Source organism: Lysinibacillus sp. RC46, from assembly GCF_041262385.1.
Taxonomy (GTDB): Bacteria; Bacillota; Bacilli; order Bacillales_A; family Planococcaceae; genus Lysinibacillus.
In genome coordinates this window covers 93737-106917 of record NZ_JBGCCF010000001.1, presented here as the reverse complement: position 1 = coordinate 106917, position 13181 = coordinate 93737, and the positions used below count along the sequence as shown (strand labels likewise).

Below are 13181 nucleotides of genomic sequence, written 5' to 3'. Positions count from 1 at the left end.
AACATTAGAAGTAAAACAGTTAGTGTTCATGACACTAGCTGTTTTTTTGCCTTCAGGCTATAATGTAAGAGGAAATCGACATATTGGAGGACTACACAGATGAAAACTATGGATACAACAGAAATATTAGAACTATTAGATGCGAACGAAGACCTATACATTATTGATGTTCGTGAAGATGATGAGGTAGCACAAGGCATGATCCCTGGTGCGCAACACATTGCTCTTGGGACAATCCCTGAGCGCTTAAATGAATTAGATGCTTCTAAGCCATACATTATCGTTTGTAAGGCAGGCGGTCGTTCAGCAAATGCTTGTGCATACCTAGAAGCTCAAGGCTTTGACGTAACAAACCTTGAAGGCGGCATGCTTGCTTATGATGGAGAGTTAGAATTTAAATAATTGTCGTTTAAAACCCTCGTTTAGGCGAGGGTTTTTCTTATACATTCGAGTTGATATAAGATTGAAGCAATTCATTATCGTTTGGTAAAATGTGTTATAATTGCAACATGTAAGGAGGGATTAGTATGTATCGAACAATAGCACCCCCAACAATGTCTTTACAGTAGAATCTGCTGTTTAGGCATTCAATAAAAGCTTGCTAATTCTCAATAGATTCTACTGTATATGAAGACTATATACATGTAGAAAGTAGGAATTAGAAATGAGCGGGAAACTATCTTTTATTTTATCAATGATTATTTTTGGAGCTGTCGGTGTTTTTGCAAAATATATTAAGTTACCTTCAAGTGAAATAGCCTTTTGAATGAGTCTCATTGGCTCTTGTTTTTTACTTTTGATTTTCCTATCAAAAAAAGAAAGATTTACGAAAACAACTATTTTGCAAAATAAATGGCCATTGGTACTTTCGAGCTTTGCCTTATGCGGAAATTGGATTTTCCTTTTCCAAGCGTACAAGGAAACAACTATCGCAAATGCAGCTCTAAGCTACTATTTTGCGCCAGTACTAGTGATTTGTTTGTCACCTATAGTTTTGAAAGAGAAAATAATATTAAGAAAAATTTTTTATGTTTGTGTTGCGCTTGTAGGTCTGTATTTTATCGTTCAAAGCCAAACTACCGAAACGAGCGAACATTATATCGGTATTGTATATGGGCTTATTGCAGCTTGTTTCTATACAATAGTTACATTCACCAATAAGTATATTCATGGATTAAAAGAGCCCGATAATACGATTATTCAACTTGCTTTAGCAGCGTTATTCCTTGCTCTTTACCTTTTTGGGACTAATGGGTTCCAAATAATGAAAATCGATATAAAATCAATTAGTTTACTTATAGCGTTGGGCATTGTCCATGCTGGAATAGGCTTCTATCTGTTCTTTTTGGGAATGCGTCATCTAAAAGGGCAAAGTATAGCTATTTTAAGCTATATTGATCCACTGACATCATTAGTAATTTCGACGATGATTATAGGAGAGAAAATGGCGACCCTACAAATACTAGGCGCTATCCTTTTACTCGGCGCAACATTTCTGAGTGAAATAGATAAAACAAAGTTGATATCACAGCAATAAACGGACAGAAAGCTCCCAAAAGCCTATTTGGCATTAGGGAGCTTTTTCTAGCATAGGGAATAGAATTATGAAGAATAAAGAAGTGAACTACTCGCCACTTAGCAAAGCTTGATGTTGTAGCTTCTCAGTTCCACGACGTTAGCAACCTTGATCTTTTTCTGTAATAGAAGCACTTTGAATATATTCTGCATAATTTATTAATTTTCTTTAATATTGTGCCAAGCACCATTCTTTAGTTTCTTGGTCGGCAAAGGATGCTTCTACACTATTTATATAAATTTGTCGATAATCTTCTTCGCTTAGATTAAATTCATTGTTAACTAAATGGATTTCTTTTGCCATTGTAGTATCAGATACTGTTCTGTTATCCGTATTAAATGTCACTTTTATTCCATCTTTATGAAACTTATAAATCGGATGTTCAGAATAATGATGAACAGCTTTCGTTTGGACATTACTTGTTGGACACATTTCAAGCACTACCTGTCTTTCTTTCACAATCTTATATGCCTCGGCACAATCTTTAATAAATACTCCGTGTCCTATTCTTTCAGCACCCAACAGTTCAACAGCCTCTAGAACATTTTTACCAATTCCTGTTTCACCGGCATGAATAGTGACTCTGTAGCCATATTCTTTGGCTAAAGCAATTGGATCTACGAATTTTTCACAAAAGCCTTCTTCTTCGGATGCACATAGGTCAATTGCCACCACACCTTTTCCAAGGAACTTTTTCCCCTTTTCAACCACCTCAAATGCGCTTTCTACAGACATAGTCCTCATGCAAGACAGGATTATATTTCCCTTTATTTCGTAGCAGCTTTCGGCGTCTCTCATCCCATCTATAACAGCTTGAATAACTTCTTCAACACCAAGACCTTGTAATGTGTGAAGTAACGGGGCAAATCTGACTTCTAAATATTTCACATTTTCCCTTGTTGCATTCTCAAATAGCTCAAAAGTAATTCTTCTTAAGTTCTCCTTAGACTGCATTACTAAATTAGGAAGAGAAAATCTTTTTAAATATTCGTCAAGGGATTCACATTCTAACGGAGCAATCAGCTCCTTTTGCAGTACATCCTTATCAAAAGAGGGTAACTGAATGCCTTCCTTCTGTGCAATATCGATAATAGTTTCAGCCCTAAGGCTTCCATCCAAATGACAGTGTAGTTCAATTTTGGGCAATGCTAAAAAGTTCATTTTTGACCTCCTGAAATAAATTTTTAGATTAAAATACAAAAAATTCCTGACTACAAAGAAAATACAAGTTTTGTACTTTCTTCGTAATCAGGAATTTCGGTTCCTGGTAGAGACCCCCAAACCATATTATTGGGGTTATACGAAATATATTGTTATACGAAATATATTATTGAATTCATTTGTGATTTTCAATATGATAATAGAAAAATTTCGGATTGTCAACATGGTCCATACCTTTTTCAACAAAACTGCTTCGTTCGTTTAAGTACATTTCTTCAAATAGTTATTTGTTGTTATTAAGAGGAAAAGGCTCTTTTGATTTACATTTCGGAGTACCGAATGCCAACATTCATTATTATCTCTTACACCTAATGATCCTTATATCGATAGACCACTCGCCCAAATCCCTTTAAAACCGACTTCCTCTACAACTTTTGCGGAAAGACCGTTATGGGATTCCATTAAAAATTCAAGTTTGTCTGAATATATTTTTTAAAAAAAATTCGTCCTTTTTTTCAATATCTCCCATCTCCCCATACTCGACATGTCTATATGACTAAAAGTAAAGATTAGCAGGGCAAATATATTAGAAGCTAATGATTTTGAAATCAATAAAATGGATGCATTGAGAACAATCATAATGCTACTTTTCTAGTGTAGAAAATTTATTATGACTCTAACAGAAAAATAGGAGATATTAGTCGCGTTACCAAGTCTCACTCACCCATGCAAGATAAATCTATTTACATACAATACAGTAACCTCCATAAGTGGGGAGGACTACACTATTAATACAAAAGAAATAAAAATATCTAACTAAATGAGGTGAGTTTATTGAAAAATGGACTTGGAAAATGGGAACAATTCTTACTTTTAAAACAAAATCCTTTAACAACTGACTGCATTCCAGAAACAACACTTTACAGTCTAGAAAATCTAATCTATTTATTAAATAGGTATGAGTATGTTTATGTGAAACATAATAGCGCTGGACAAGGAAGAGCAATTTATAAAGTCTGCAAAAGAAAAGATGGACACTATTGTTTTAACGGATTTACCATGCAAGGTGAAGAAATAAGTAAATGTGTGGCAGCAATTGAGGATTTCCACCAAGTTCTACATCCATATGAGAAACACGGTAGATTAAGCGGAATTTATATTATACAGGAGGGGGTTAAAAGTCTAACCCCTGATGGGGATTCAATATCCATTCGTGTTCATGTTCAAAATCTAAAGGGAAAATGGATAATTGGTGGAATTTACGGAAGGCTTGCAACTGAGGATCATGGGATTGTCAATTCAAATCGGGGTTCTCAAGCAATATCGATTGAAGAATTATTATCAGGTTATTTGATGATGGATAATACAAAGAAAGATCAAACAATAGACTCTCTAAAAGAAGATTCAATTTTAGCATCTGAAGTAATAGCATCCCACTTTCCTTGTAGAGAATATGGCATTGATTTTGGAATAAATCTTGAAGGAAAACCTATATTATTTGAAGTAAATACAACGCCAAGCATACGTAGTTTTGCCAAAGTTGATAGGGCGATCTGGAAGAATATTGTTGAGATTAGGAAAATGCAAAATGAAGGCTAAGTTTGAAATGTAGTTATTTTTCATGTTAGTCATCAGCATATTTCTATTCAATAGACTTACATCAAAAAATTACTTTCCCTACTATAATTTTAGGAAAGAAGAAACTTAATTGCATCCGTTACTTGTGAACGATTAGGGATTTACCTAGAAAAAATGGATTATGGTTGGGTAGGCGCGATATGAATCAATTTTCGAAGGAATGCCTGGAACAATTTTCCGTTTAATCAAATATATTGACACAAAAACCACTTTGACGTAGATTTAAAGTAATTGCATAAAAGCATTAGGTGCCCATTGCGGGAGAATAGGGAATAAAGTGAAAAGCTTTAGCGGTCCCACCACTGTAAAAGGGAGTTTCATAGAGAATGCCACTAGCGTCTTGCTGGGAAGGTTCTATGAAATGTTGAAATTGAGCCAGGAGACCTGCCTATCTGCTTCGGTTATATAGACGATGGAAAAGTCTGTAGTTTATTTGTTATGGAATAAACTACAGGCTTTTTATTTTTTTCTCTAAATCATTCTTCGAGTAACAAGGGCAAAAAAGAAAGGGGAAATTTTCATGCAATTATTACAACAGACGATTCAAAACATTCAAAGTGCTGACCACAAAATGATGGAGAAGGCAAGGGAACGCATAGATGCACTTTGCAAGCCTCCTGGAAGCTTGGGGAAACTGGAGGCTCTTGCTGTACAACTATCTGGAATTACAGGAGACCTATTTCCTGCGATTGATAAAAAGGCGATAATTGTCTGTGCAGCAGACCATGGTGTTTGTGATGAAGGGGTAACACCTAATCCACAAAATGTGACGGTCTTTCAAACATTAAATTTTCCTAGAGGAGGAACAGGTGTCTGTGCTATCGCAAAAATCACAGATGCAAAAATTGTTACAGTAGACGTTGGTGTAAAAGAGGATATTCCACATGATGCTGGTGTTATCATGAAAAAAATTAAATATGGCACGGACAATATGGCAAAAGGTCCTGCTATGTCAAGGGAAGAAGCCATTCAATCCATTGAAGTAGGAATTGAGGTAGCAACGGAAGAAATTAAAAAAGGAATCAATGTACTCGGGACAGGCGAAATGGGGATCGGTAATACGACTCCAAGTGCTGCAATATTATCGGTTCTTCACGAATGTCATCCAAATGAAGTGACAGGCTTTGGTGCAGGAGTAGGACCAGGGGGGATAGCACATAAAGTAGAAGTCATTCACAATGCTATTGCATTAAATAAACCAAATCGCGATGATGCTATTGATATTCTTGCAAAGGTCGGTGGATTAGAAATAGGCGCTATGGCTGGAGTAATACTTGCCGCAGCTGCACATCGTAAACCAGTTGTTATTGATGGCTTTATTTCTACTATTGCTTCACTTATTGCATACGAACTCGAACCAAACGTAAAAGACTATATCATTCCATCTCATGCCTCTGAAGAACCAGGTGCAAAAATTGCTGCTGAAATGCTCGGAGTTGAACCGATGTTGCAGATGAATATGCGATTGGGTGAGGGCTCTGGTGCAGCTTTAGCCTTTCCTATTTTAGACGCAGCATGCTCTATGATGAAAAATATGGCTACTTTAGAAGAAGCTATGTTGCTGTTGAAAGATTAACTTTAGTCGCTGCTGAGGATGTACGGAGTTTGTGATAAATAAGGAATTTATAAATTCAAAAAAGCCCAAATCTGATATTTGGGCTTTTTAATTATGCAACAGTATAACTATGCTCGATTCAACCTCCGTAACGGTAAACGCCATTTCTTCATGTATGAAAGTATTCTTAGTACTGTGATCACTCCAAATAATACATATAAAAAGATATCCCCTGAAAATAGTTGAAGTCCGATGATAAGCCCGGCTAGCGCTGCCCAAACACCATAGATTTCATCACGAAGAACTAACGGTTTACGTCTAGCTAATAAATCGCGAACAATTCCACCACCTGACCCTGTTAAGACAGCAGCTACAATAACGGCACTAATAGGCATGTCGAGCTTCACAGCATAAAGGGCACCTTGAATCGCAAATGCCGATAATCCGATAGCATCAGTGAAATTGCCCCAGCGATGCCAATGCTGAATGAGACGATGTGGAAATAAGAAAAAAATTGTGATGGCTGCAATGGCGATTTGAAACATCATATCTTGACCCCACAATGTTGTTACAGGTAAACCTATGAGTAGATTTCGTATAGCTCCACCGCCGAAAGCAGTTACGATACCGAGTATATAGACACCGAATAAATCGTATTCTTCCTCCATTGCAATTATTGCCCCGGAAATTGCGAAGGCAATTGTTCCAATGATACTAAAAACCTCCCAAGCCAACCCTTTCACCCCTTATGTGAATAAATCATTTCATGTTGTTGTAGATTAGTTACTAGAAAATATTAAAGTTACCTTTTTTTGTATCTAGAAGTTTTTGCAAAGAAAAGCATCGACTTTTGATTCGGAATTATCAGATATCAAATACCTTATTATAACAGAATTAAATAGATTTAGTTGGTCATTTAGCTTAGTGCCTAATGAAATTAGCAAGCTTTGCAGGCAAGCTCACAAATTGATAAGATAAGATTTGAACAAATGTGAAATGGAGAAGAACATAATGACTTTTACAACCAATTTATCAGAAGAAACACTAGCATTAGCTGCTAAAATAGAAGAAAAGGTACGCCCTTTTCATGCAAAGGTAGAAGACATGGCATTCTTCAATCAACAAAAAGTGCTTGCTGCGTTCCGAAAGCATCAAGTTAGTGATTATCATCTGCACCCGTCTAATGGTTATGGCTATGATGATGAGGGGCGTGACAATCTAGAACGAGTTTATGCAGAGGTCTTTGGAGCGGAGGCTGCCATTGTACGTCCGCAAATTATTTCTGGTACACATGCAATTACACTTAGCTTATTCGGAGTACTACGTCCAGGTGATGAATTACTTTATATTTCGGGTCAGCCGTATGATACATTGCAATCAATAGTTGATGGTGGCGATAAGGATACTGGCTCGTTAAAAGATTATAAAATCGGTTATAGCCATGTGGATTTAATCGATAATCAAGAGATCGATTGGGAAGGTGTTGCAGCTGCAATTACAGCAAACACAAAAATGATTGCTATCCAACGTTCGAAAGGCTATGCAACACGCCCATCCTTTACCATTTCGCAAATTACAGAAATGTGTGCAAAAATCCGTGAATTAGCACCAAATGCGGTTATTTTCGTTGATAATTGCTACGGTGAATTTGTTGAGGCACAGGAACCGACCGAGGTTGGGGCTGATTTAATAGCAGGCTCGCTCATTAAAAATCCTGGCGGAGGCTTAGCGAAAATTGGTGGTTACATTGCGGGGCGTGCAGATTTAGTAGAAAAATGTGCTTATCGAATGACATCACCAGGTATTGGTGCTGAAGCAGGAGCAACATTAAATACGCTTGGTGACTTCTATCAAGGATTTTTCCTTGCACCACATGTAGTATCTCAAGCATTAAAAGGTGCCATTTTCACAGCTGCTATGCTAGGGGAAATTGGCATGAATACATCACCAAGCTATGATGCTAATCGTACAGATTTAATTCAATCGGTTTCTTTCCAAACCGCGGAACAAATGATTGCTTTTTGCCGTGAAATTCAAGCGAACTCACCAATTAATGCGCATTATGCACCAGAACCGGCGTATATGCCTGGCTATGAGGATGATGTCATCATGGCAGCTGGAACATTCATTCAAGGTTCAAGTATTGAGCTGACAGCAGACGGTCCTATTCGTCCGCCATTTACAGCATTTATTCAAGGTGGGTTAACATACGAGCACGTAAAATTTGCAATTTGTAGTGCTGTTCAAAAAATCCAAAAATAGGTAACGAAAAACTATTCAAAACTTCCATTTTGAATAGTTTTTTTATTGATGGACGAAAAGTTGAAGGTGACCTTTGTTAAAACGTATATTAGCAGAAATCACTCCTACGTTAGGATCATAAACTTAGTTTTTTACAATTTTTCGTCAGTTCAAAAAAATTATTTTATCTCATGTTAGGAAACCTTACATGAGTGGTTGACAGTGTAAATTTTTCGTTATATTATTAGCAGGTATTGGAGGGGACTTAAATGAGTCGTGAAATTAGACGAACTATGCCGTTATTATCTATGAATATCGTAATGCAATTGACAGAGCTTTCGGCACGTCAGATTCGTTATTATGAAGAACACCATTTAATTGAGCCGCACCGAACAGAAGGCAACCGTCGAATGTTTTCATTAAATGACGTCGATACACTGCTGGAAATTAAAGATTATTTGGATCAGGGTATGAACATGGCGAAAATTAAAAAGCTGTTCGCTAAAAAGAATGAACCTGTTTCAACAGATGAACGTGATTTAAGTGACTCAGAATTACGTCACATCATGCGTGAAGAAGTGCGTCAAGCGCAGCGCATGCAAAAATCATCCATCCGACGTGGGGATTTATCTCGATTCTATTAATAAAAAGCAACATCATTCATTTCTTTATTAATAGAGTAGGGTAATAATAAAAAGCTAGACAATTTATAGGAGTGTGGAAAACTGTGGGTAAATACACTAAAGAGGACATTAAACGTCTAATCGAAGAAAAAAACGTAAGCTTTATACGTCTACAATTTACAGATATTCTTGGCACAATCAAAAACGTTGAGATTCCTGTAAGCCAACTAGACAAAGCACTAGAAAACAAAATGATGTTTGATGGCTCATCCATTGAAGGCTTCGTACGTATCGAAGAATCAGATATGTATTTATATCCTGATCTAGATTCTTTCGTAGTGTTCCCTTGGACTTCTGAAAAAGGGAAAGTAGCACGTTTCATCTGTGATGTATACACTGCTAAAGGCGAGCCATTTGCTGGTGACCCACGAAACAACTTAAAACGTATCCTTAAGAAAATGGAAGATATGGGATTCTCAAGCTTCAATTTAGGACCTGAGCCAGAATTCTTCTTATTTAAATTAGATGCAAAAGGTGAACCGACATTAGAAGTGAACGACCACGGTGGTTACTTCGACTTAGCACCAACTGATCTTGGCGAAAACTGCCGTCGTGATATCGTATTAGAGCTAGAAGAAATGGGCTTTGAAATTGAAGCGTCTCACCATGAGGTAGCTCCTGGACAACATGAAATCGACTTCAAATATGCAAACGCAATCACAGCTTGTGACAATATTCAAACGTTCAAATTAGTTGTTAAAACAATTGCACGTAAACACGGTCTACATGCTACATTCATGCCGAAGCCATTATTCGGTGAAGCGGGTTCTGGTATGCACTTTAATGTTTCGTTATTTAAAGGTAAAGAGAATGCATTCTACGATGAATCTACTGAATTAGGCCTTTCTGAAACAGCAATGCAATTCATGGCAGGTGTGCTTGGCCACGTTCAAGGCTTCACAGCTGTGACAAATCCAACAGTTAACTCTTATAAACGTCTTGTACCAGGTTATGAAGCGCCATGTTATGTAGCATGGTCAGCTCAAAACCGTTCACCACTTATCCGTATCCCATCAGCACGTGGTCTTTCAACTCGTGTAGAAGTACGCTCTGTGGACCCATCTGCTAATCCGTATTTAGCGATGGCTGTTATTTTAGAAGCTGGTCTTGAAGGGATCCGTCGAAACTTAACACCACCAGCTGCTATTAATCGAAACATCTACGTGATGTCTGATGAAGAGCGTAAAGCGAATGGTATCGCAAACTTACCACCAGCACTTGATGATGCTTTAGCATTACTTGCTAAAGATGAAGTAGCTCAAGCAGCTTTAGGTGAGCATATTTATGCAAACTTTAAAGAAGCAAAAGAAATCGAGTTTGACATGTATCGTACAACAGTACACCAATGGGAACGCGATCAATATTTAAAAATGTACTAAAAATATTAACCGAGTGCCTAGTATAGGTGCTCGGTTTTTCTTATGAAATTAAGAGATCGATAGTAAAGATAGAAATAGGTATTTTCATAGGAGTATGCTATAAAAAAATGAAGCGATGAGGTATTACTAACCTCATCGCATATTTTTTAATAGCCCATATGATGATGACCCATATGATGATCCATAGGATGGCACATATGATGACCCATATGATGATGGCCCATGTGATGGTGCCCCATATGATGATGTCCCATATGATGATGTGGCATATGGCAAGGCTCAGGTGGCATCTCGCAAAGTGTGTGTGTTTCGCAACATTCTTCCACTACACATTCAGTGCAAGGGAAATGATATTGATGATCAATTATATGTTTGTTAACTGTTGTAATATGTGCTGGTTGTACATGAGGTACGACCGTATGGATGTAATTAGTGCGTACATATTCCTCTGGTGGACAACAATGTGGTTGTTCAAATTGAGTTGGGCAATGCTGCGGTGGACAACAATGTGGACCTGCGTGATGATGATGATGATGATGCATACGTCTATGCATGGTAAAACCTCCTGTTTTGATAAGTTGTGGTTCATAATTAACATATGAGATGAAAGACAGTATGGTCTATTTGTATGCCTATTAAGGGCTAGTTAAATCTCTTAGGCAATCAAAATAGGTATGATTAATGGAGAGTTTCACCAAGCTTTAACTTCTCTCAGCGGATGTTTGGACACCTGCTGAGAGAAGTTAAAGCCTCCGGATGCAATTATGCAAGGCTTAATTGATCTTTGTCGAAAGATAATGATACTAAGAAGAAGTGTGGATAATTAAAAGAGAATTATAACAATAACAAATTTTTATGGATTGAATAAAAATGCATTTTGTTGTAGAATTAACCGATGTATTGTTGGCTTATGATATTTTATAGCTATGACTTAAAGAATAGAGATTTTGCATTGCGGATGTTAATTATAAAAAAGTATGTTTGGACATTCCTTTATTACTTTTTAGAGGGATGTTTTTTTATTTTATCCGTATTCTATCTTTATCTCGCATTAACGACAGTAATTGATCTGTATCAAAAGCGAAGCGTCAGGTACAAGAATCCCGCATCGAAATTCAGCGAAAGTAAAGAATATAGGTGGGAGATTAACGGCTCGTAAATGCCTGAGAGGTAAAGACTAATGTTCAGTGAGGAATAAGAAATTCCCGCTGATTAAAGTATAGATATACATTTCTTGGCGGATGTCACGGAATCGGAAAGGAGTTCACATAGGATGTTAGCCTAAGATCATCGCATCCATGCGATAACGGCTAACTGACCTGTGTCACGCAGGCCTAAGCACAAAGCCGATTCCGGACGCAATTATGCCGAGGCATAATTGATCAGTCCATAACTAACAAGCTTGATGTATAAAACTTTGAAAAAACCTAGAGAAATGAGGCTTTAAATGATGAAAAAATATCCTTTTTCTACATACTTTTTCTTCATAATTCCGTCTCTTATTGGTGTCCTGTTATTTATGACACCAGTCTTAACGGAAGATGGATGGAAAGTTCCAATTGCTATTTTAGCAAATTTACTAGCAGGTTTTGTTGCTCCGGTTATTAGTTATTTTACTATAATTATATTCGCGATTTCGGCAATTGGTTCACTTATTGCCAAATTTATTCCACGAAATAATTCAAAAGAGCCTAGTATTTTAGAGACATTATTTTATGTAAATTGGTTTTGGACAATTATAAGAGTCATTGGTTTAGTATTTGCTTCAATGGTTGTCTTTGATTTTGGACCATCGGCGATTAATAATGAAAATACTGGTGGATTATTAATGAACCCAGACGATGGTTTAGTAACATTTTTATTCACGATTTTCTTATTTGCAGGCATTCTATTACCGTTTTTAACAAACTTCGGCCTGCTTGAATTTTTCGGAACGATGATGGTAAAAATCATGCGTCCTCTCTTTAAAAGCCCTGGTCGCTCATCGGTTGATGCACTTACATCGTGGGTTGGAGATGGAACAATTGGTGTTCTTATGACGAGTAAGCAATATGAAATGGGGAACTACACGAAAAAAGAGTCTGCCATTATTGCAACGAGCTTCTCGGTAGTATCCATCACATTCTGTATCGTAGTGTTAGATACAGTGCATTTGTCACGCTATTTTATTCCATATTACTTAACGGTTGTCCTTTGTGGTCTTGTGTTAGCGATAGTAATGCCACGAATTTTCCCACTTTCTAACAAAGAAGACACTTATATCGACGGTACACCAGTAGATCCATCGCGTGAGGAATTACCAGAAGGCTATAATTCTGTGTCACATGGCTTAGAAAATGCTTTAGCCGTTGCGCATGCAAATCGTGACCCACGTCAATTTTTGAAAGATGGAATTAGAAATGTTTTGGATTTATGGGTTGGTGTAGCACCGGTTGTTATGGCTTTTGGTACGGTTGCTTTAATGCTTGCTGAATTTACGAATGTTTTTGCATTTTTAGGAAAGCCGTTTGAACCTATTTTAACAGTGCTTGGTTTACCAGAAGCAGCTGAGGCAGCACAAACGATGGTTGTTGGCTTTGCTGACATGTTCCTACCTTCAATTTTAGGGGCAGGGATTGAAGCTGACACTACACGATTTGTAATTGCTGTCGTTTCTGTGACACAGCTTATTTATATGTCTGAAGTCGGTGGACTTATTTTAGGTACAAAGATTCCACTTAAATTTTTAGATCTAATTGTAATTTTCTTAATACGTACGATTATTTCACTACCAATCGCAGCATTAGTTGCGCATATACTCTTTTAGACTAAAAAGGCAATTGTTCGAATTTACTAACGCGAACAATTGCTTTTTTCTTATCTAAATGCGTGTTAAAAGAATAAATTGAACAGAATACAACTTGACACATAATTTCATTGAGTTGGGAAAAACTACACTTAAAGTGATA

Annotated in this window: 11 protein-coding genes and 2 riboswitches; of the genes, 8 read left to right on the top strand and 3 right to left on the bottom strand. The window is 37.1% G+C overall.

What is annotated here, in order from left to right:
• Positions 1-99: 99 nt before the first annotated feature.
• Positions 100-402: a rhodanese-like domain-containing protein gene (locus tag ABH966_RS00595; protein WP_370075113.1), complete on the top strand. Its 303-nt coding sequence runs from the start codon at positions 100-102 to the stop codon at positions 400-402.
• Between the two features lie 364 nt (positions 403-766).
• Entirely contained in the window at positions 767-1537 is a 771-nt protein-coding gene (locus ABH966_RS00590; RefSeq protein WP_370075112.1) for a DMT family transporter, read from the top strand.
• A 207-nt stretch (positions 1538-1744) separates the two neighbouring features.
• Here the strand turns inward: ABH966_RS00590 and add are convergent, their stop codons facing one another.
• On the bottom strand, positions 1745-2737 hold the full coding sequence (add, locus tag ABH966_RS00585) for an adenosine deaminase (protein ID WP_370075111.1): 993 nt from the start codon (positions 2735-2737) through the stop codon (positions 1745-1747).
• A gap of 64 nt (positions 2738-2801) precedes the next feature.
• Positions 2802-2900: riboswitch (purine riboswitch) on the bottom strand.
• Positions 2901-3571: 671 nt separating this feature from the next.
• Here add and ABH966_RS00580 point away from each other — a divergent pair.
• Positions 3572-4336, top strand: coding sequence for a YheC/YheD family protein (locus tag ABH966_RS00580; protein WP_370075110.1), 765 nt, complete (start codon positions 3572-3574; stop codon positions 4334-4336).
• 268 nt (positions 4337-4604) lie between these two features.
• Positions 4605-4781, top strand: a riboswitch (cobalamin riboswitch).
• 114 nt (positions 4782-4895) lie between these two features.
• Positions 4896-5951: a nicotinate-nucleotide--dimethylbenzimidazole phosphoribosyltransferase gene (cobT, locus tag ABH966_RS00575; protein ID WP_370075109.1), complete on the top strand. Its 1056-nt coding sequence runs from the start codon at positions 4896-4898 to the stop codon at positions 5949-5951.
• Positions 5952-6058: 107 nt separating this feature from the next.
• Here cobT and ABH966_RS00570 read toward each other — a convergent pair whose 3' ends face one another.
• Positions 6059-6664, bottom strand: a complete 606-nt coding sequence (locus ABH966_RS00570) for a trimeric intracellular cation channel family protein (RefSeq protein ID WP_370075108.1) — start codon at positions 6662-6664, stop codon at positions 6059-6061.
• A 277-nt stretch (positions 6665-6941) separates the two neighbouring features.
• Here ABH966_RS00570 and ABH966_RS00565 point away from each other — a divergent pair, with 277 nt between their 5' ends.
• The 3 genes from ABH966_RS00565 to glnA all read left to right on the top strand — a co-directional run bounded on the left by ABH966_RS00565 (position 6942) and on the right by glnA (position 10233).
• A complete protein-coding gene (locus ABH966_RS00565) occupies positions 6942-8192 on the top strand; it encodes a methionine gamma-lyase family protein (protein WP_370075107.1) in 1251 nt (416 codons plus the stop codon).
• A 248-nt stretch (positions 8193-8440) separates the two neighbouring features.
• Positions 8441-8815 (top strand): MerR family transcriptional regulator, encoded by a 375-nt coding sequence (locus ABH966_RS00560; protein WP_370042727.1) that lies wholly within the window; start codon positions 8441-8443, stop codon positions 8813-8815.
• Between the two features lie 83 nt (positions 8816-8898).
• Positions 8899-10233 carry a type I glutamate--ammonia ligase gene (gene glnA / locus ABH966_RS00555; RefSeq protein WP_370075106.1) on the top strand — a complete coding sequence of 445 codons (1335 nt, stop codon included), beginning with the start codon at positions 8899-8901 and terminating at the stop codon, positions 10231-10233.
• A gap of 146 nt (positions 10234-10379) precedes the next feature.
• Here glnA and ABH966_RS00550 read toward each other — a convergent pair whose 3' ends face one another.
• Complete coding sequence (locus ABH966_RS00550; RefSeq protein WP_370075105.1) at positions 10380-10787, bottom strand: hypothetical protein; 408 nt, start codon at positions 10785-10787, stop codon at positions 10380-10382.
• Positions 10788-11683: 896 nt separating this feature from the next.
• On the opposite strand from ABH966_RS00550, the gene ABH966_RS00545 reads away from it, so the two are divergent.
• A complete protein-coding gene (locus ABH966_RS00545; RefSeq protein WP_370075339.1) occupies positions 11684-13039 on the top strand; it encodes a YjiH family protein in 1356 nt (451 codons plus the stop codon).
• Positions 13040-13181 lie beyond the last annotated feature (142 nt).

Coding starts and splice junctions, on each gene's coding strand:
- ABH966_RS00595 (WP_370075113.1), top strand. CDS start 100: ATGAAAACTATGGATACAACAGAAATATTAGAACTATTAGATGCGAAC.
- ABH966_RS00590 (WP_370075112.1), top strand. CDS start 767: ATGAGTCTCATTGGCTCTTGTTTTTTACTTTTGATTTTCCTATCAAAA.
- add (WP_370075111.1), bottom strand. CDS start 2,737: ATGAACTTTTTAGCATTGCCCAAAATTGAACTACACTGTCATTTGGAT.
- cobT (WP_370075109.1), top strand. CDS start 4,896: ATGCAATTATTACAACAGACGATTCAAAACATTCAAAGTGCTGACCAC.
- ABH966_RS00565 (WP_370075107.1), top strand. CDS start 6,942: ATGACTTTTACAACCAATTTATCAGAAGAAACACTAGCATTAGCTGCT.
- ABH966_RS00560 (WP_370042727.1), top strand. CDS start 8,441: ATGAGTCGTGAAATTAGACGAACTATGCCGTTATTATCTATGAATATC.
- ABH966_RS00550 (WP_370075105.1), bottom strand. CDS start 10,787: ATGCATAGACGTATGCATCATCATCATCATCATCACGCAGGTCCACAT.
- ABH966_RS00545 (WP_370075339.1), top strand. CDS start 11,684: ATGAAAAAATATCCTTTTTCTACATACTTTTTCTTCATAATTCCGTCT.